A 20254-nucleotide genomic window follows, 5' to 3' on the forward strand; every position below is an offset into this window, starting at 1 on the left:
CAATGCCCTGCACTGCACGCGACAATCGCGTGATGGCAGGCGCAGGCGTTAAATTGCTTTGCGAATTCTTCTTGGCTACAATGTATTACATTGTTATTGGCTGAGAGGAGCTCATCATGAGTGTTACAACAGTTCGCTTACAGGCTGAGGTCGAGCATCAGTTGGAAGCCATTGCAAGCAGGCTTCAGCGGAGCAAAGGGTGGGTGATCAACCAGGCCCTAGCGGAATACATTGATAAGCAACAGCTTGAGCAAGAACGCTGGCAACAAACCTTAGATGCTATGGAATCTGCTGCCAAGGGAAAAGTTGTTGATGCCAGTGAAGTACATAACTGGTTAAGCAGTTGGGGCACAGAAGAAGAGTCGGGGGCGCCGGGGTCTGGTAAGTGAAGTTAGTTTATACCGACAATGCCATCGGAGACTTAAAGCGCTTGCGGGAGTTTATTGCAGTTCACAACCCAACCGCAGCCAGTAGAATAGCAGCAGAGTTGATTACCAAAATTGAGCTGTTACCAGAGTTTCCAAAAATGGGCTCTCCGGTAAAGCTGGCACCAGTACCTGATGTCATCCGTGATATGGTTTTTGGAAAATACGTTGTTCGTTATTCAGTGCACACCAACACGATCATTATCCTTCGGATATGGCATGGGCTTGAAAATGAGCGATAGCAATTTAACACGTTACTGCGTCGGAAAATAACTCATTGGCGCTCGTTATTTTCTTGTGAGTAATGCGATAAGAGACAAGCAAAATGGGACAGATTTATTTTTGGATTAAAGGAAAGGGCAATGACTGCCCCATACATTTCTTCCATGCTCAATCTCACAAACAGCATAAGTGAAAACTTCACTTGTGCTTGTCAAAACAAGTTACCATCAGTCCCTGCCAGTTTTAAACAAGCAGCTGTAGTAGGAGCTGTGGCTCTGAAAGATCAACATCGTCTAAGCTCTGATTACAGCGAACAGAGCGTTGTGTGTTCAGCATTTTATTGATTAATCATTTCTGTGTATAGCTGTCGAAACGAGCAATATATTCTTCAAGGTTTTGGTTAAGCATTTCTGCGTAACGTTGGGTGAAATATTCAATTGCGGCTTGTTTTTCGGCTTGCAGATTCTCTGCACTTTCAACAGAACGGGCGACGCTGAAGGCATTAAAGCGAGCGGCTGAATATAGAATTGATGTATTAACGTCTTCTACACTAGTACCTGCTGCTTGCTGATTAGCAAGGGCAATGAACTCATCGGCACGTTGTTGAAATGTTTTTGTTGGTGCATTATCACTCATTCTTTCTCTCTCATTAATGTTATTGATTTGAAATTTAATAGCAGTCTTGATGAGGTTTCTATTGGCTATATAAACTTATCGAACGCAACACATAATATCAGATAGAAAAACCTGAACCATTTAGCTTTGCCAAAGTCAGTCAAAATATGAACTATGCGTAAAACAGATAAAAAAATTGATAACGAACTTCGGCTAAAATTGACCTATGTATGTGAACAGGCATTAAAAGATATCGCTGGTTTTCAGTGGCTAACGCACTTGGTGAACTATGATGATTATCCAAATAGCTTAATGGTTGTTTGTGTATTTGATACAAATGAGAATTTGAACAATTACCTTCAATCAGATGACAGCCAAACGTTGATATCACTTATTCAATCCGAATTTAAGACGATGGATATCAAACTCAAACGTATTGTTGACCACGTCTCATACGATACTGAAGAGAATTGTCTTCAGCAGCACAATGGTAATTGGGCGCTCAGATTGGGATAATCAATATCAATCGACTCTGCCCTCAATTACACATAGATTGGCTTAGTTCGAATCGCGGTTGATTTTGCCAGTTCCGGGAAACAGCCAGGCCGCCAATAAATATAAAAGCACGGCGACACAGATCAAAACACGAAAACCAAACTGCATGGCGATCAGAGTTGCGACAATCGGGCTCATCACCGAAGCAAATCCGTTAATGCCCCAGGCCCAGGGAATTAAATCAGCATGCTCCCGGCTCAGGACTGTCAGCCCCGTTGGAAACGGTGCTCCCATACAAAACCCGATAGGCAGTATAAGTACAACCGCCAGCATATATCGCAGAACATCGTTTTGTTGTAATAAAAATGCCGATATCGAACCAAAGGCCAGCAGATAAACCAGGCTCAACAGGCCGATACCGACAACCACGGCAACCACCCGCATCTGTGGCTCGATACGAGTGAGTTTGCCGGAGACATAACTTCCCAAACCTGCTGCCAACAGAAAACTGGCTATCACGGTGGTGACGGCATAAACAGGATGATGCAGGATCAGGATAAACTTCTGGATAAAGGCGATTTCGACAAATAAAAACGCCAGCCCCAGTACAAAAAAATAACCCAGCACTTTTTTATGCAGTGGGTTGGCCGCCCGCCTGCCCTGACGCCGTTGCCATAACCATAATGGCAATAACAACAGCAGGGCACTGGCCACCAGCGCCTGCACCAGTGCCGCTAACAACAGCAGATAACCGCTTTCCAACAGGAACACACTGCCCTGATTGAGCAGGGATAGTATCTCCGGTAAGGTCTGCCATTTGAAAAACTGGGAAAAATACGGCTGATCATCTGTCGCCGGCCGGAGATTAAACTTGTAATCTTCGATAAATTTATCGCCTTCAGATCCCGCCAACGCAGATGCCGCCTGGTAAAGATAAGGCTGACTGAGCTTATGAAACCGATTTACTTCCCCGGGAGTGATACCCGGATAATAGGCCAGATCAAAATTATTCTGCTGACTGAAGTGTTTGAGGCGACTGATTTCATCATCAGTCACCACACCATTCTTGAGCAGCAGGGTGCTCGTCTGCCAGCTACGGATCAGGATCAGGCTTTGTGATACTGTCACCTGTGGTAATTGTTTCAGAGTCGCCACTAATTTGGGCATATCACGCGGCGGTAGTATGGCTCGGCGCGTCAGACTCAAATAACCGTCCGGTTTCAAATGCTGCAGATATTGCTGCATCGCCTCAACGGTATAAAGATAATTTTCCGTCATTGAGTACAAACCACCGGAAGACATGCCCGAGCCATCGATCTTCGACATCGTTATCAGGTCATACTGATTTTCGGTTCGTGTAACAAAAGACCTGGCCTCGGACTGATGCACCGATACCTGTGGCAAGGAATAAAGTCCTCCAGCAAACTCAGCATAATCGTTTTTTAGCAAACGTATCATCTGTGGATTCTGTTCCACCGCATCTATCCGTGTTGCACCAAATAACAGTGCCTGCAACACATCGCTGCCTGCACCTGCGCCCAGAACCAGCACATCGTCTATCGCATCAAACTGGTAGGGCAAGGCGGAAGTAGTCTGCCGCAGATACTCTAATGTTAAGGGATTGCCATCAAAACGGTTGATAGCGGTCATCGCGTCGCCATCACTGAAGACCCCCAGTTGTTCCGGCAACTTCGCTTCACTGCTGATACTGAGACCGGGCGCATAACGCAGTGGTACCGCCTTGCTTTCTACTACATTCAATACGCCAAGCGGGCTGGAATAGGTTTTCACTATCTCGGTCTGGGGTATCGTCATGAGTTGGCTATGGCTTTTATAGGGTGACATTTGCAGTTGCAGCGATGCCGGCACCAGAACCAGTATCAGTACTGCCACGCCGATTATCAGCGCTTGCCAGGCCAGTTTTTTTGTCCCGGAGTTTTTCCATGCCAGCGACACCAGCAACAACCCGGCAAACAAGACCAGGCAGGGCAAAATTACTAAAATCTGCTCAACCAATAAACCAAACAGCAAGACAATAATACCGATACTACCCAGCGCAGCACCCAGCAAATCAGCAGCATAAAGTGTCGTGATCCCTGTCCGGAACTGATAAAACGACAAACCGATAATATTGGCTGCAAAAAAGAACGGCACGGCCAATACCAGGTAAACGACCAGCCAGTAAAGCAGTTGCCAAGGGTCCCACAATAATTCCGACGGATTAAACGGCAATTCCTGGGCCAGCATAAAACACAGCGGCATGGACAGGGCCAGCAACAACAGGTTGATCATGATAACCGACGGAAAATGCCGGCTGACATAGTCCCGGGCCAGTGCCAGGAACACGCCGCTGACACCATAACCAAGTAAAGCCAGGCTGATGATCATAAAAGCAAAATGATGCCATTGAATGATCGAAAATAGTCGCAGTAACAACACTTGATACGCTAGCGCTGAGGCAGATATCAGGGTAATGCCGAGCAGGTAGACTACGGAAAGTCGAAACATCAGCGCTGGCTGGTCAGCGGTACAAAGCGTACCGGCAGCAATTGCTCTGTCACGATATTATCGTCAGCGTCTTTGGTGACCAGCACCAGATGCTGCACCATAAATCGGCTGCCAACCGGAATCACCATGCGGCCACCGGGTTTGAGCTGCTTCAGTAACGGGGGTGGAATATGATCGCTCGCCGCCGTAACAATGATGGCATCAAACGGGGCTTCTTCTTCCCAGCCGAAGTAGCCATCGCCTTCACGCGTGGTGACATTGAGATAACCGGTACGCTCTAAATCAACGGCCGCCCGCTCGGCCAGTTCAGGTACGATCTCGATACTGAATACCTGTTCTACCAATTCAGCCAGTATTGCCGCCTGATAACCGGAACCGGTGCCAATTTCCAATGCCTTATCTGTTGACTCAAGCTGCAACAGATCTGTCATCATCGCCACGATGGCTGGCTGGGAAATTGTCTGACCGTAACCTATTGGAAGAGGTCTGTTACGGTACGATTGATGTCGGTGCTTTTCTGGAACAAACTCGTGTCGTGGCACAGTTGCCATGGCTTTTAATACGTTGTCATCGAGCCGGGATTTGCCCAGGACGACACTGCTGGTACGCACATCATCCCGAATTTGTTCAATCAGTCCTTCACGTTGCTGCTGGAAATCGTCTGCCGCGAGCACTAAATTTGGACTCAGCCCGATAGACCATAGAATCAACAACAAGATACCAGTCGCCGTACTGGATATATATCCCATATTCATCTTTCATCTCTCCAACCTGTTTAGCTGGGAAATAGCTCTTTATTTTCAAGATACTATGAAGAAATCAAGGACCAGACACTATTAGTCAAGGATGTCTGAATCGCCACTAATTTACCAGACACCCTTCAGCCATTTAAAATCAAAAGAGTCAGAATCAATTGAAAATTAATTAACAGTGATTTTTTACTTAGTAAAAACAACTTCGTTCAAAAGGAGATGAACATGGCCAGACGAGCTAGACTGGATCTTTCAGGATATCTGCAACACTTCATCATTCGGAAAATCAAGGGGGTCGGCAGTGACTGACCACACGATGCACCAGTTTAAACAAGCGGCTGTAGTTTATACTACACGGTATCTTTTACTGGATACGTTTGAGCGATAAAACCCGAATAATGAAAATACCAAAACAAATTCAGCCGCTTGTTGATGATGGCTTAGTGGACGAGGTGATTAGTCGTTTAATGAGCGGCAAAGAAGCTGATGTCTATGTCGTTAAATGTGGTGATGAAATACGCTGTGCCAAGGTCTATAAAGATGCCATCAAGCGTAGCTTTAAAAAAGCCGTTCAATACCAGGAAGGACGAAAAGTACGTAATAGCCGCCGCGGCCGGGCGATGGAAAAAGGATCTAAATTTGGTCGTCAGCAGCAAGAAGAAACCTGGCAAAATGCTGAAGTCGATGCATTGTATTTGCTTGCCAGTGCGGGTGTGCGAGTTCCTCAACCCTATGATTGTCTGAATGGTGTGTTATTGATGGAGTTGATTACGGATGAGGATGGCGATGTTGCACCGCGCCTCAACGATGTATCCATGTCTGCCGAGCAAGCTATCGAAGACCATCTAATGGTCATGCATTCTGTGAAGAAAATGCTCTGCGCAGGTTTAGTTCATGGCGATTTATCAGAATTTAATGTGCTGGTCGATGCGCATGGTCCCGTGATTATCGATCTTCCCCAAGCGGTGAATGCGGTGGCCAATAATAATGCACAAGCCATGTTAACTCGTGATGTACAAAATATGACGCGTTACTATGCCCAATTCGCACCAGAATTACGCAACACGCATTTCGAAAAAGAAATATGGTCGCTATTCGAGAATGGCGAATTACTGCCTGATACAGAACTCACCGGCCAATTTGAAGAAGACGCGCAAGCCGCTGATGTGGATGGGGTGATGCTTGAAATCAAAGCGATCCTGGCTGAAGAACAACAAAGACAATTGTGGTTACGTGATAAGGATGATTAAAAGTTAAAACATATTCATCATAAAAAAGTCGATAAACATAAACAAATAAAAAAGAGCATTTTTTTTAGGAAAGATTCCCATTTTAATATTTCTTATCTTTATTATGCCCTGGCGTTTTCACTGTTTCCAGGGCCGGACGGATCATGACCTGGTGGCAGATGTCCATGCTTTATAGTGTCCACATCCAGTCAACATCAAAAAAACAGAATAAGCCCTGTTGACAGTTGTTTGGGTAAATTCAAAATGTATTTCCTTAAAGTTAAGTTATCAAACATAAATAGACATTTCAGTTTGGAGTAGGTACATCAGCGTCACTGACATTTTCTGAAGACAGTTTTTCGCTGGCAAATTTTTTATCATCATTATCAGCCTTAATTCCAGACCGTGATTCGAAACTATCAGAATTGACTAAGCTCAACTGTGTAAATAAAGCAAAATGATCAGAGCCAAAATGGGATAAACGACGAATATCATAAAGTTTAAAATGTTTACTATGGAATAGATGATCAAGAGGCCAGCGCATAAACCAATAATCAGCATGAAATGTATTAAACATGCCTCTACCTATCCGGGGATCTAATAATTTACTTACCTTACGAAATAATCGTGTGGTAGGCGACCAGGCAACATCATTAAGATCCCCTGTGACTATCACCGGAATATCGGCATCGGCTACGCTTTTGGCAATCATAATGAGTTCAGCATCGCGTTCAGAGGATTCTTCATTTTCTGTAGGGCTTGGTGGAGCAGGGTGCAGAAAATGAATACGAATATTCTCTCCTGATGGCAAAGTTAACAATGTATGCATGGATGGAATATCGTCTTCCACCAAAAACTCTGTCGTAGATTCCGATAACAGGAACCGGGAAAACACATGCATGCCATACAGGTTTTCCTGAGGGCAACTCATCCGATACGGGTAGTCCTTTTCAATCGGTTCGAGTTGTGTTTGCCACCATTGATCAGTTTCCAGCGTGACTAAAATATCTGGATTATTTCCCCTAACCAGCTCGATAAGTTTTTCAGCTTTCCTGTTCGACATCAGCACATTTGCTGTCATGATTTTTATACTATTTTCAGAGTCCAGATTAGAAGTTTGAGGCACTTCTCGGGAATAAAACCTTGTGTAAGGCACTATCCACCATAGTTGATAAGCAATAACAAACAACGTTGGTAAGAACAGTAGCCAGAAACTGAGATTTGAATAATCCAGAAAAAGAACCTCGGCGATCAACAATACAATCGCCAATACAATATATTGCATTCGCGGAAAATCATGTACACGAACCCACCATATCTCTTTGCTTGATAAGCTGAGAAAGGAAACACAAAGCAACAAGAATACTAGCGGTGCAAATAAATATATCGGGTTCAAAAGGATTCCAGAGTCAGTGTGGTAAGCATTTGTGACGTTAGCATAAAAGGGCTTTTCGAACAGTCAAAATATTGAAGGTATTGAACTTAATGACAATCAATAAACTTTTTCATTTTATTTGGCAAAAGGCTAAAGCTTTAAGGAATGAAGTTTCCCTATATGTTTTTCGGGCTATTCAGGCAGCTGGTGTTAACGGTATTCGCGAAAGCGGTAGTTGAGAAATAAAGGCACTTACGTAGTTAATGTCAAGGCCAATAATAGTCAAAGGCTGGTCTGAAGTTTTCTTTATTGACGACTGTCAGTACTCCTGCGGTTTTTTTGTAAACAGCTCATTTATCTCGTGTCAACAATAGTCGAAAACTGAGCCACAGTAGGCACTTTTAAATTGCTGTTAATATTTTGTTGAGGCAAAGCATGCAGTAATTAGCTAAATGATCGTCTATCATAGCCAATTTAGGCCTCAACAACATAGTGATGGTTTATCGCCCACCCTACGGGTACAGGTCTAGGTTTTTCTACTAAGCGGTGACCTGATTTACTTGACCAATACTCATAGTTTACATGTCGCTTTGGGTAACCGACTATTACCACTGTTTATTAGAGATTTTCATGGAAGCAGAACTTCGAGAAATACGCGATCACTTGAGTCAAAATCCCCCATTTGATAAGTTGCTGGATGAGTTGTTAGATGATGTCGTGGGCAATATTGAGATTACCTATTTTAAGGCAGATTCAATAATCCTCGAACGAGGGCAACCTATCCACGCACTCTCATATATTCGAAGCGGCGCTGTCGAGACCTATCACTATAATGGTGAGCTCTATAACCGTTTGGAAGAAGGAGATATTTTTGGTCAACTTGGTCTTTTGCGACAAGGTAAGGTCCGATTTCCTGTAAAGGCCATAGAGGATACCTTGCTTTATCAAATCCCCAAGACTATTTTTGATCGCCTATGTGACAATGATAGCTTTGCTGATTTTGTGGAGCTGTCTGGTTCGCGTTTGAAAAGCACGGTAGACGAGAGCCTGCGTGAAAATGACTTGATGACCACGCGGGTACGAAAGTTGATCAGTCGTTTGCCCCTGATGGTTGAAATCACAGTATCGATTCAGGAGGCCGCTCGCCTGATGACTGAAAATGTGGTTTCTTCAGTACTTTTAATTGAGCCCGCAGATGAGGAAGATAGTGATGGCGTCTTTAGAGGTGATGAGGGGGGACTCTGGCGGCTGAAAGGCATGGTTACCGATGAAGATTTAAGGTCTCAGGTTGTTGCTGCCGGAGTTAAAACGGATAGGCCGGTAGGTCAACTTAGTGATGGTCGCTTAATTACTATTCAGTCTGATGAATCTGTCAACGAGGCCATGTTGACGATGTTGCGTAATCATATTCAGCGGTTACCAGTGCTGCATCGACGTCGCCCGGTTGGGGTTTTACATCTGTCTGATATCGTTCGTTACGAAACCAACAGCAGCCTGTATTTGGCCAGTAATATTTTTAGCCGGAACTCTGTACGTGATTTGTCACGGTTGATTCCAGAAATACGCGCCGCTTTCATACGCCTGGTAGATGCTGGCTCTAATGCAAAGATGATTGGCGACGCTATGTCCAGTATCGGCCGTAGCCTGATGCGGCGTTTGATCGAACTGGCTGAAGATGAGTTAGGACCAGCGCCTATACCTTATTGCTTTATGGTGCATGGTTCTTTGGCTCGCCACGAGCAATCGGTAATAACGGATCAGGATAATGCGCTTGTTTTGCATGATAGTTTCGATCCCCAGCATCACGATGAATACTTTAAAATGTTGGCGAAAAAAGTCAGCGATGGTTTGGATGCCTGTGGCTACGAATACTGTAAAGGCGGCATTATGGCCACCAATGAACAATGGCGGCAGCCCCTCGCCCAATGGCGCCGCTATTTCGATGAGTGGATTGCTGACCCCGATCCTCAACGGCTTTTACACAGCTGTATTTTTTTCGATCTGGATGCTGTGTATGGCGAAGAATATTTAGTGGAAAACCTGCAAGACATGATTGCAACCAAAGCGCGTTATAATCCACGTTTTTTGGGTGCAATGGCACGTAATGCCTCTAATCGAAGACCACCTTTGGGTTTCTTTCGTACCTTTGTGATGGAAACCGATGGTCGCCAGCACAAGGTGATTAATATCAAGGGTCGAGGTTTGGCTCCTATAACGGATGTGATTCGTGTGCATGCGTTAGCGGTTGGTTCGAAAGCTCAGAACAGCGCTGAACGTTTGCGGGATATTGAGCATGCAAATATTTTACCTGCTGGCCAGGTCGATAAACTACAGTATGCGCTGGAGTTTATTGCTTTAGTGCGCATGCGTCATCAAGCGTTTGAACTACGAAATGATCAGGCGATAGACAATGCTATTGAACCAGAAAATATTGACACAGCAGAGCGTCACAATTTGAAAGAGGCTTTCCAGGTGGTCAATAATGCACAGAATTTTCTTCCTTATCGTTACCCATACTCGGCATAGTGAATGTTTAAAAAACGATCGCAACAGAGTGTGATTGATGAGTGGCAGCGTTATCAAGCGCAGCAGGCCAAAGCTTGTAGGAATCCTATACTACAACGCTTTTATCAAATGCCGTTGACGGATCCCGAGGTGCCACTGTCAGAAGTGTCGTTTCTGGCTCTGGATTTTGAGACAACTGGATTAGACCCACGATACAACGAAATAGTCAGCTTCGGTCTAGTGCCTTTTACCTTGCGAAGTATTCGACCATCAGATGGTTATTATCAGGTGGTGAAGCCGAAGTGTAACTTGTCTGAAGAGTCTATTGCCTTTCATCGTATTACTCACTCTCAGGTGGCCACTGCACCGCCTTTAGAAAAGGTGTTAGATGAGCTACTGGAACGATTGAGTGATTGTATAGTGGTTGTTCATTACCAACACATAGAGCGACCTTTTCTGGACATGGCATGCCATAAATTCTGGGGAGAACATTGTTTATTCCCATTGATTGATACGATGGCAATCGAAGCGCGTTGGGAGCGCAGAGGTTGGAAACACCAGTTGAAAGAAGCGTTGGGCTTACAACCGGTGTCGATTCGACTCGATAATAGCCGCCAACGGTATGGTTTGCCAACATATTCAGCTCACCATGCCAAGGTAGATGCCATGGCCACGGCTGAGCTGTTTTTAGCTCAGGTGGCTAGGCATTACTCTCCCACAACGGCCATTGGCCAATTGTGGGAGTGAATTGGTCAGGCTACCTGGGCTCGGTCATTAAGCCGCGAACAATGGCATAACAACCTACCAGTAGCACGAGTGTAAAAGGAAGGCCCGCAGAGATGGCTGCCGCTTGCAGTGCAGCAAGCCCCCCGCCCAGTAGCAAGGCGACAGCGATAGCGCCTTCGATAACGCCCCAGAATACACGCTGTGGTTTAGGTGCGTCGATTTTGCCACCGGCGGTAATGGTATCGATAACCAATGAGCCGGAGTCTGAAGAGGTGATAAAGAACACAATGACCAGGATTATGCCAATAAACGACGTGATCTCTGCAAGAGGAAGCTGTTCCAGCATCACAAAAAGTTTTAGCGGCAGATCTGCTGACACAACACCATCAAAGCCAGATTGCAATTGTGAGATCGCATTTGTGCCGAATGCGGTCATCCAGAAGACCGAGACGATAGATGGAATCAATAGCACCGAGGTTAAAAAGTCACGTACTGTACGACCACGACTCACTCGGGCAATAAACATGCCCACAAAAGGCGACCAGCTGATCCACCATGCCCAGTAGAATGTCGTCCAGCCCTGGCTGAAGTTAGCATCTTCGCGACCAAAGGGATTCGATAATGCAGGAAGTTCAGTTAAATAGCTGCTTAAGTTAGAAAAAAAGTTTGAAAAAATAAGCAAGGTGGGACCAACAAAAACCACAAACAAGAGCAGTACAAAAGCCAGGATCATGTTAATTTCTGATAGCCGTTTTACACCTTTGTCGACACCGGCCACAATTGAAACAATAGCGACTGCGGTGATGGCGGCGATTAGTAGAACCAGCACTACGTTTCCATCGCCTATGCCAAACAGATAGTCTAACCCCGAAGCCGCTTGTTGCGCGCCAAGCCCCAATGAGGTTGCCAGACCGAAGAGTGTGGCAAACACCGCCAAAATATCGATAAGGTGACCTGGCCAGCCCCAAATTCTCTCTCCCAATATAGGGTAGAAGATAGAACGTACCGTGAGTGGTAAGCCTTTATTGAATGAAAAAATCGCCAGTGATAGCGCCACAATGGCATAAATAGCCCAAGGATGCAGACCCCAGTGAAAAATAGTGGCAGCCATGCCCAACTGCCGTGCAGCCTCAGGGTCGCCGGCTGCTCCACCGAGTGGCGCCCAATCGGTTCTCAGACCATCAGCGCCCACGCTGGTACCGCCAAAAGCGCTGTTATAGTGAGACAGCGGCTCCGATACACCGTAGAACACTAGTCCAATACCCATACCAGCTGCAAACAGCATAGAAAACCAGGAAAGCCGAGAAAAGTCTGGCTTGGCTTCAACCCCGCCGATGCGAATACTACCCAGTGGTGAAATAATCAAGCCCAGGCATAAGACTACGAATATGTTCGCAGACAAAAGGAAAAACCATGACATGTTGGTATTGATCCAGTTTTTACATGCTTCAAAGATCGTAGTGGATTGTACTGGTAAGGCCAGCGATAGGAAGACAAAAGCCAACACAACAATTGCCGAGAAGATAAAAACGACACCATGAAGATCAACAGTGATTCCGAAGTGTTTGGCTCGGTAGTTATCTTGTCCAATCTGATAATCGGTATCTATTAAATTGGTTGCGCCATTGGGTGCGCGTACACCTGCTGATTGAGGTTCAGCGGAGTTATCAGCTTGACTACTCACGTTGCTATCCTTTTATTAAAGAGTTTTTGTATAAGTGTAAGCACACTATATAAATTCAGCACTGACTGTTGGCGATGCTGAATTAAGACGTTTGGGCTTAGAAGTAATAGCCAAAGTTGATCAGGAAACGGGTCTGCCACTCGTCGTCGGCATTGGCTCCGAGGCGATCGCCAAAGGCTGCATCACCACCGACAAACTCATTGCCGTTTGAAAAGCCCACTTCGTTGTAAATGTACCAACCACCTCGAGCTAGAGCCACACCGGCAACGATCATTTCACTGTCATTGAATCCACCCTTATCTTTCACGATGGAACTGTATTCCAGATAAGGTAGCACGTAGTCCAGCCAAGAAATGTTATCGGTAGGTTGGTAATAGCTTAGAGAAACTGCAGGTATCCACCCTTTGGCAGCCGCTGTACTTGGGAAGTCATAGGCACCAAATTGCACCAGATCATCTGTACCCAGTGCCTGGCCAACATCGACATCAAATTCGTAGCGTGTTAGTTGTGTAGCTAGCTTAAGGTTACCCCATTGATTAACCATATGAACCGAGGCGGCGTAGTGGTCACCGTCGGATTGTTCCCCGCGGCTTTTCAGTTCACCTGCTTGAAGCGAGAAACCTAGGTCAGTTGAGCTGTCATCACTACTGTTGAATGAATATATACCCCGAACATTGATTTGATTGCGTTCTTCATAACCACCACCAGACTCATCAACGACATCATAGGAGTAGCGGGCGCTATCACGACTGGCACCAGCATAATGTCCTTCATCACTGGAGTAATAGGCCACATCCCACGCCCATTTACCAAGTTGCGTACTGTATTTAATCCCCAAGTCCATATCATCCGACAGGCCAAGGTAGTAGTGTTGGTCGAACAACCAGGCCTGTGAGACACCATATGCACCTGGACCGAAAGGTGCGCGATTGACGCCCAGCTGAATTTGACTATTGTCATCAGGGCTGTAACCCACCCAACCAGTATGTAAGAAATTATAGCCATCGTACCAACGGTACTCGATTTTCGCTGAGTAAGGTCCGTTGTTATAGTCTAAGTTTACACGCAGGGTATCCAGACCAACATTACCATCATCTTCCCAGGCCCGACCCGGTGCGCCGCTATCGTTTGCTTGGTAATCACCTACTGTGTACATGGCTCGAATAGCACCGCCTACTGTCCAGTTGCCAATCTTAATTGGCGCGTCAGCTTCGTTGAGCTTCGCATTGGTTTCCGCCAAATCTTTATTTTCGGTTTGAATGCTTTCAAGTTCAGCATTGACCAAATTTAATTCGGCTTCAAGCTGTTGAATACGCTCTTTGAGTTCTGCCTCACTAGCAGCAAAAGCGGATCCTGATGTGAGAAGCAGAAGACTCAAAAAGGGGACATGAGCCCATTTTTTTAGTGACGATTGTGAATTTAATTCTTGTCGTACAAGGTTACGGTGATTGACTAGGGTCATTTATCGAATCTTATCTGTTGGCTAATGGTTGAGCACAAACTTACTTTGTAAACAGCTGTGTATTGCGTTCAACTCTACAGTAGCGAGCTTGAACTGTGCAAATGGCTGTAGCTTTGAAAGAGCATAATTCATGCGTCATCATCCGCGCCAAATTAAAGAGTCGCTTTAGCTTTTTATTGTCGGAATCACGTGATGTACGTTGTTAGAAAAGGGGGGCATTCGAAGGACAAAATCTGAGGCAGTCATCGCGTTGTTGCATTTCTTGCTAGGGTTCAGATGCCGGGCCTGCCCCGTTTATTATTGGAGCAAGGGACTTTCTGAACATGATCAATTTCTCAATAGATAATGTCTTATTGGACAAAGTCTCTTTTAAACCTTAGTTTGGTGCCAAAGAAAAACTAAAGATGGAATTTAATTTTACTTTGATTATCAATGACAGAGCAGGAGATAAAATCATGTATTCAACGATTATGGTACCGGTTGATCTGGAACATGCCATCACCCTGGAAAAAGCAATCAGAACTGCTGCGGATATTGGCAAGCTATACCAATCTAAAGTCATATTAGTTGGGGTAGTAAGCTCTGCACCGAGCAGCGTTGCTCACAATCCGGAGGAGTTCGCACAGAAACTGGAGCAGTTCACCCAGTCACAAACTGAACAATGTGGCTACCCGATGCAGTCAAAAGCAGTGACTTGCAATGATCCAGTGGCAGAACTGGATCGGGCGCTGGAAAATGTCGGTGATGAAGTCGGTGCTGACCTGGTGGTCATGGCATCGCATGTTCCGGGTTTTATGGACCATCTGTTCCATGCCAATGCCAGCCATCTGGCGGAGCACGAGCATATTTCGGTATTCATCGTTCGCTGAATAATTACTATCTGCCGCCTTGAATCACCTCAGGTTTCGACGAAACAATGTTAGCCCTGTTTTTGCCCACCTAGCTTTTGAGCGTTGACGAACTTCATAACCCCATTCAACTAAGCCCTGACTCATAAAGTAAATAAATCATTAGCATATTGGTAATCAAGATTCATCCGAAAGGTGCTAATGCAAAAATGCCACCATCTTCAACAGCACGCGTGGCTGCATAGGAATTACTCTTGGGATAATCACCAACAGCGTAATTTTCTCCCATCGCGCCAGCAATTTTCAAAGGGTAAATTTGTAGCGGATATATATTTAGGTGCATCATTTATGGGTCACTTAAATTTCTACCGGTTCTGCACGTAGTTCGATTCTTTTGCGATCTATTTCAGCGTCAGAAAGTACGCGCTCGGCTTCTTTGAGTTACTGCTGATGCGCCTGCGATTGATATGGCTTTTTTCTATGCATAAGATCTGACCTAGCATTTATTTGATGATATTCTAAAACTGGTGGGTGTTTCTGTTGTTAACGATGAAGATGCTTTTCCTGGAGTAATTTGCTCGCAAGGGCATGGTATCGATGCTTTGATAAGGCGTTTGTTAGCACCATAAGATGTTGTGATTTGCTTAATCGTGGCCGGCTAAGAAGTGCATGGTCAGATTGCCGGATTAACAGTAATAGCGCTTCTATACCGCCCAATGTCATGGCGCGAATTTCCCAGCCGAGCAGACCGGTTAATGTCATACCAAGCTGATACCCTTCTTGCATCAATTGCAACGTATATTGATAAAGAGGGCGGAGAACCACGGATAATTTTTGCGTATCTCCGGCAAGAAGTTGTGAATCATCAATGCCGGCTGCTTTAAAATAATCTTGCGGTAAGTAAATACGGTTTTTTTCAAGATAATCCTGCTCAATATCCTGATAAAAATTAATTAATTGTAATGCCGTGCATATTGCATCCGATTGCTCAAGCTGTGACTGATTGGGAGAGCCCTCAAGATGGAGAAGTAACCGACCTACTGGATTGGCAGAATAATGACAATAATCAAGCACATCCTCAAAGTTGGCATAACGCGACTTCACAACATCTTGTCGAAAGGCAATCAAAAGATCTTCAAGTAATTGGACCGGTAAAGAAAACAACTGAACAGTATGTTGCAGAGCAATAAAAATCGGATCCTGACCGGTATATTCACCGGTTTCAATTTGGCGCAGCAAGACACTGTATTTATTCAGACTGGCGAGACGTTCAACTTGTGACAGGTCTCCTTCATCAGCAAAATCATCGGCTGAACGGGCAAATGCATAAATTGTAGCAATTGGGCGACGTAACTTCTTGGGCAATAAAATCGATGCCACCGGAAAATTCTCGTAATGCGATGTCGCTATATTCAGACAAAAAGTATACGCATTTTCAAGCTCGGATTTACTCCTCATCGCTAAGGTTTTGAATATGCCGGGGCAGTTGTTCTATGGGAGGTAATTCGGTTATCTCATTTTTACTGCTAATGCCCATTTCAGTAAATTTTCGTGCACCGGGTAAAACCTGACGCTCCAGAGAGCCAACCGCGCTATTGAAGTGATTCACACTACTGCCCAGGCTATTTCCGAGTTTACTTAGATGGTTGCCGAAGGTAGAAAGCCTTTTATAAAGCGTTTCTCCTAATTCGCGAATAATTTCAGCATTTTCTGCCAAAGCCTGTTGTTTCCAGCCATAGGAAACGGCTCTTAACAGGGCGATAAAGTTGGTGGGTGTGGCCAGAATAATATTCTGGCTCATGCTGTCTTCCAATAAGGCCGGATCCACTTCCAGTGCAGCGGAAAGGAATTGTTCGCCAGGAATAAATAACACGACAAATTCGGGAGACTGCGAATATTCAGCCCAGTAATTTTTGCGGGACAATTCCTTAATCCGGCCGCGAATGATTTGAGCATGACGCTTTAATTCAAGTTTGCGGGTCGTATCATCTTTGGCCTGAATGGCGGATAAATAAGCATCCAGAGGTGTTTTGGCATCGACGATAATTTCGCGTTTTTCCGGTAAGCGAACAATCATATCGGGGCGGATACTACCTGTTTCAGTGGCCGTATGTGTCTGCTCGTAAAAGTCACAATGCGCCACCATGCCACTCAGCTCTGCCAAACGTTTTAGGGTCATTTCTCCCCATTGGCCGCGAACTTCAGGGCGGCGTAACGCTTGCACCAGATTTTGAGTCTCTTGCTGCAACTGCTGTTGACTCAGGTTCATTTGTGCAATGGTGGTGTTCAGACTGCCGTAAGCCTCTTTGCGATCCTTTTCAATTTCCTGAATCTGCTTGCTGGTCTGCTGCAATGCTTCATTGATTGGTTTAAGCATTTGCTCAATGGCTTTTTCTTTCGACCCCAAATCCGCTTTTGCTTCACTTTGGAAACGTTTCAGATTTTCTTCAGCCAGCCGCAAAAAGCTGGTGTTATTTCGCGTTAATGCTTCATTGGAAAGTTGATTAAAGGTATTGGCTAATTGCTCACGGGTTTGCGATAGAAGCTCATCCATTTGCCGTTTGTTTTTTTGCTCCAGCTGCAATGTCAGATCCAGCTCAGCATTGTTTTTTTCCAGTGTGCGAATTTTGCCACTGCGAATAAACAAACCGATAACAATGCCCAGCAAAATGCCAACCAGCAATACGATCAATAAGTCCTGGTGTTGCAGAAAAAACTCGGGACTTAAATCCATTGTAAAATCTCATGTGGGTGATTAATCAGACAGTCAGCCTGCCAGGATTCCGGGTCATCAGTTTCGGAAATATACCCATATAAAGCCACTACGGAACGCATTTTGGCATTATGTGCTGCCTGAATGTCTCGTTCTGCATCACCGATATAAATACAGTCCACAGGCTTGGCATCCAGCAGTTCACAGGCATGTAACATTGGCGCTGGATGCGGCTTGCTATAGGGTGTGGTATCGGCGCTAACAATGCACGCGGCCGATTCGGTTAATCGCAATGCTTCCATGAGTGGAATCGTCAGAAAGGAAGGTTTGTTGGTGACAACTCCCCAACGAATATCATTGGCGGCAAGACCATCAAGCACTTGCTGCATGCCGATAAATAAAGCGGATTCACGGGCGATATTTTCTGCATAAACACTTAAAAAGCGCTGTTGCAGAGCCGGATAAACAGGGTCATCTTTTTCAATGCCAAATCCCAGTTTTAACAAACCGGCACTGCCATGGCTGGCAACTGGACGAATCCGTGCATGATCCAATGGTTGATGACCTTCTTGTTCCAATAACGTATTTAACGCATAGCCCAGATCAGGTGCCGTATCGACTAATGTGCCATCCAAATCAAACAGCACGATATTAAACGGGGAAATAAACATCAGATCCGTCGACAATGCACAAGATAATTAACATCAACATCTCTGTTGAGTTTATAACGACGGGTCAGCGGGTTGTAGCTGATACCGGTGATATCATAAACATGCAGACCTGCCTCGCGACAGCAACGTGCCAGTTCTGCCGGGCGAATAAAACGTGCGTAATCGTGGGTGCCTTTAGGCAGCATTTTAGCAATATATTCGGCACCGACAATGGCTAACAGATAGGCTTTTGGGTTGCGATTCAAGGTCGAGAAAAACACATCTCCGCCCGGTTTTGCCATCGTCGCACAGGCGTTAATAATCGCCTGTGGGTCGGGCACATGTTCCAGCATTTCCATGCAGGTCACGACATCAAATTCATCCGGATGTTTTTCCGCCATGGCTTCTGCGGTCGTCAGTTCGTATTTGATTTTCAGGCCAGCTTCCAACGCATGCAGTTTGGCGACATTGAGAGGCATTTCGCCCATATCGATGCCAACAGTTTCTGCACCGCTTTTGACCAAGGCTTCAGTGAGAATACCGCCGCCACAACCTACATCTACTGCCTTGGCATTTTTCAACTGGGCTCTTTCATTAATAAACGCGAGCCGCAACGGATTAATTTCATGCAGCGGTTTGGATTGACCTTCCGGATCCCACCAGCTTGATGCCAGTGCATCGAATTTAGCGACTTCAGCTGGATCGACGTTATGTTTTTTCATGAGACAGACCTTATTTTTGTTGCCCATTGTTGGGCCTGGGCAGAGACATGTTGTGCATTTAATGTGGTGAGCTGGCGTTGTTTTAATAATTGTTTTCCAGCTACCCAGACATCAGAAACTTTATCGCGCCCAGTGGCATAAACCAATTGTGACGGTAGATCATAAAAAGGTTGTGTTTCTATGTCGCTGAGATCGATAGCGATAATATCAGCGGCTTTGCCTATTTCAAGTGAACCGGTGACGGAATCAATACCCAATGATTTAGCAGCATTAATGGTGGCCATCTGCAATGCCTGATATGCAGGCACCACGCTGGGATCACCTGCTACACCTTTTGCTAACATCGCGGCTTGACGCATTTCGGCAAACATATCCAGATCGTTATTGGATGCCGCGCCATCAGTACCGATGCTGACATTGACACCACGCTTGATGAGTTCGGCGATGGGAGAAAATCCACTGGCAAGTTTCAAGTTAGACTCCGGACAATGCGCGATGTGAACACCCGCTTCGGCGCACCAGTCCATTTCTTCTTCCGTTAATTGCGTCATATGTACCGCAATCAAACGTGGGGAAAGTAGGCCTAAATCCTTAAACCTCGCCAATGGACGTTTGCCATGCTGGGCCAGACTGTCATTGACCTCAGCAGCTGTTTCATGAATATGCATCTGGATTGGCAAATCCAGTTCTTCGGCATTAATGATAATGGCTTGCAGGGTTTGGTCTGAAACCGTGTACGGGGCATGCGGTGCATAGTTGGTGGTTATTCGTGGATGGTGCCGATACTTATCATGTAGGGCCTGGCCTTTATGTAAGTACTCATTTACATCTTTTGCCCAGTTTGTGGGAAACTCAATTACCACCATTCCGAGGCTGGCACGGATACCGCTACTATCAACCACCCGAGCAGTTGCTTCGGGAAAGAAATACATATCACTGAAACAGGTGGTGCCACCACGAAGCATTTCGGCAATAGCCAGAGCAGAACCGGCTTCTACAAAAGCGTCACCAACAAATTGTTGCTCAGCGGGCCAGATATGATTATTTAGCCAGGTCATCAGAGGCAGATCATCAGCTAAACCGCGGAATAATGTCATAGCGGTATGGCCATGATTATTAATTAATCCCGGCATCACGCAATGTTCATCCATATTCTGTGTCTGAGTAGCTTGATAAAGCTGTTCCGCCTGAGTTTGCGGTAATAGCGCTACAATATTGCCCTCATTGATAACAATAGAATGATTTTCGAGAACAAGTTGTTCTGCCGTCATCGGCAGACACCAGCGGGCATTAATGATCAGATCGACGTTTTTCATAGCGTCC

General features: G+C 45.4%; 19 protein-coding genes. 7 read left to right on the plus strand and 12 right to left on the minus strand.

Going from position 1 to position 20254, the window contains the following annotated elements; genetic code table 11:
- The first annotated feature begins 116 nt into the window (after positions 1–116).
- Together Q7A_RS04540 and Q7A_RS04545 are read left to right on the plus strand one after the other, a co-directional pair.
- Positions 117–389 carry a CopG family ribbon-helix-helix protein gene (locus Q7A_RS04540; RefSeq protein ID WP_014706152.1) on the plus strand — a complete coding sequence of 91 codons (273 nt, stop codon included), beginning with the start codon at positions 117–119 and terminating at the stop codon, positions 387–389.
- Entirely contained in the window at positions 386–667 is a 282-nt protein-coding gene (locus Q7A_RS04545) for a type II toxin-antitoxin system RelE/ParE family toxin (RefSeq protein ID WP_041354379.1), read from the plus strand. The genes Q7A_RS04540 and Q7A_RS04545 overlap by 4 nt, the downstream gene beginning before the upstream one ends.
- Before the next feature lie 328 nt (positions 668–995).
- Here Q7A_RS04545 and Q7A_RS04555 read toward each other — a convergent pair whose 3' ends face one another.
- Positions 996–1352 carry a DUF3144 domain-containing protein gene (locus tag Q7A_RS04555; protein ID WP_331231975.1) on the minus strand — a complete coding sequence of 119 codons (357 nt, stop codon included), beginning with the start codon at positions 1350–1352 and terminating at the stop codon, positions 996–998.
- An 84-nt stretch (positions 1353–1436) separates the two neighbouring features.
- On the opposite strand from Q7A_RS04555, the gene Q7A_RS04560 reads away from it, so the two are divergent.
- Positions 1437–1778, plus strand: coding sequence for a hypothetical protein (locus Q7A_RS04560; protein ID WP_014706156.1), 342 nt, complete (start codon positions 1437–1439; stop codon positions 1776–1778).
- Between the two features lie 42 nt (positions 1779–1820).
- Here Q7A_RS04560 and Q7A_RS04565 read toward each other — a convergent pair whose 3' ends face one another.
- Complete coding sequence (locus Q7A_RS04565; protein ID WP_041354383.1) at positions 1821–4265, minus strand: spermine/spermidine synthase domain-containing protein; 2445 nt, start codon at positions 4263–4265, stop codon at positions 1821–1823.
- The gene (locus Q7A_RS04570; protein WP_014706158.1) at positions 4265–5020 is read right to left on the minus strand and encodes a protein-L-isoaspartate(D-aspartate) O-methyltransferase; all 756 of its coding nucleotides are present in this window, start codon (positions 5018–5020) and stop codon (positions 4265–4267) included. The genes Q7A_RS04565 and Q7A_RS04570 overlap by 1 nt, the downstream gene beginning before the upstream one ends.
- 374 nt (positions 5021–5394) lie before the next feature.
- On the opposite strand from Q7A_RS04570, the gene Q7A_RS04575 reads away from it, so the two are divergent.
- Positions 5395–6267: a PA4780 family RIO1-like protein kinase gene (locus tag Q7A_RS04575; RefSeq protein ID WP_014706159.1), complete on the plus strand. Its 873-nt coding sequence runs from the start codon at positions 5395–5397 to the stop codon at positions 6265–6267.
- A 286-nt stretch (positions 6268–6553) separates the two neighbouring features.
- Here the strand turns inward: Q7A_RS04575 and Q7A_RS04580 are convergent, their stop codons facing one another.
- Positions 6554–7531 carry an endonuclease/exonuclease/phosphatase family protein gene (locus Q7A_RS04580; RefSeq protein WP_104934415.1) on the minus strand — a complete coding sequence of 326 codons (978 nt, stop codon included), beginning with the start codon at positions 7529–7531 and terminating at the stop codon, positions 6554–6556.
- Positions 7532–8251: 720 nt separating this feature from the next.
- Here Q7A_RS04580 and Q7A_RS04585 point away from each other — a divergent pair.
- Both Q7A_RS04585 and Q7A_RS04590 read left to right on the plus strand, forming a co-directional pair.
- The gene (locus Q7A_RS04585; RefSeq protein ID WP_014706162.1) at positions 8252–10147 is read left to right on the plus strand and encodes a DUF294 nucleotidyltransferase-like domain-containing protein; all 1896 of its coding nucleotides are present in this window, start codon (positions 8252–8254) and stop codon (positions 10145–10147) included.
- 3 nt (positions 10148–10150) lie between these two features.
- On the plus strand, positions 10151–10873 hold the full coding sequence (locus Q7A_RS04590) for a 3'-5' exonuclease (protein ID WP_014706163.1): 723 nt from the start codon (positions 10151–10153) through the stop codon (positions 10871–10873).
- A gap of 10 nt (positions 10874–10883) precedes the next feature.
- Here Q7A_RS04590 and Q7A_RS04595 read toward each other — a convergent pair whose 3' ends face one another.
- Positions 10884–12536, minus strand: a complete 1653-nt coding sequence (locus tag Q7A_RS04595) for a BCCT family transporter (protein ID WP_014706164.1) — start codon at positions 12534–12536, stop codon at positions 10884–10886.
- 97 nt (positions 12537–12633) lie between these two features.
- Positions 12634–13914 carry a coiled-coil domain-containing protein gene (locus Q7A_RS04600; protein WP_014706165.1) on the minus strand — a complete coding sequence of 427 codons (1281 nt, stop codon included), beginning with the start codon at positions 13912–13914 and terminating at the stop codon, positions 12634–12636.
- Positions 13915–14453: 539 nt separating this feature from the next.
- On the opposite strand from Q7A_RS04600, the gene Q7A_RS04605 reads away from it, so the two are divergent.
- Positions 14454–14867, plus strand: a complete 414-nt coding sequence (locus Q7A_RS04605; protein WP_014706166.1) for a universal stress protein — start codon at positions 14454–14456, stop codon at positions 14865–14867.
- 163 nt (positions 14868–15030) lie between these two features.
- On the opposite strand, the gene Q7A_RS15170 is transcribed toward Q7A_RS04605, so the two are convergent.
- From Q7A_RS15170 to Q7A_RS04630, 6 genes are all read right to left on the minus strand, one after another.
- Complete coding sequence (locus Q7A_RS15170) at positions 15031–15192, minus strand: hypothetical protein (RefSeq protein ID WP_169697688.1); 162 nt, start codon at positions 15190–15192, stop codon at positions 15031–15033.
- A 197-nt stretch (positions 15193–15389) separates the two neighbouring features.
- On the minus strand, positions 15390–16304 hold the full coding sequence (hpnC, locus tag Q7A_RS04610; RefSeq protein WP_014706168.1) for a squalene synthase HpnC: 915 nt from the start codon (positions 16302–16304) through the stop codon (positions 15390–15392).
- Positions 16294–17580 (minus strand): DNA recombination protein RmuC, encoded by a 1287-nt coding sequence (gene rmuC / locus Q7A_RS04615; RefSeq protein ID WP_014706169.1) that lies wholly within the window; start codon positions 17578–17580, stop codon positions 16294–16296. The genes hpnC and rmuC overlap by 11 nt, the downstream gene beginning before the upstream one ends.
- Positions 17571–18230, minus strand: a complete 660-nt coding sequence (locus tag Q7A_RS04620; protein WP_014706170.1) for an HAD family hydrolase — start codon at positions 18228–18230, stop codon at positions 17571–17573. Before Q7A_RS04620 ends, rmuC begins: the two co-directional genes overlap by 10 nt.
- Positions 18230–18931, minus strand: coding sequence for a bifunctional 2-polyprenyl-6-hydroxyphenol methylase/3-demethylubiquinol 3-O-methyltransferase UbiG (ubiG, locus tag Q7A_RS04625; RefSeq protein ID WP_014706171.1), 702 nt, complete (start codon positions 18929–18931; stop codon positions 18230–18232). Before ubiG ends, Q7A_RS04620 begins: the two co-directional genes overlap by 1 nt.
- Positions 18928–20247, minus strand: coding sequence for a TRZ/ATZ family hydrolase (locus Q7A_RS04630; RefSeq protein ID WP_014706172.1), 1320 nt, complete (start codon positions 20245–20247; stop codon positions 18928–18930). Before Q7A_RS04630 ends, ubiG begins: the two co-directional genes overlap by 4 nt.
- Between the last annotated feature and the right edge of the window lie 7 nt (positions 20248–20254).

It is taken from the genome of Methylophaga nitratireducenticrescens (assembly GCF_000260985.4).
In the GTDB taxonomy this organism is placed as follows: Bacteria; Pseudomonadota; Gammaproteobacteria; order Nitrosococcales; family Methylophagaceae; genus Methylophaga; species Methylophaga nitratireducenticrescens.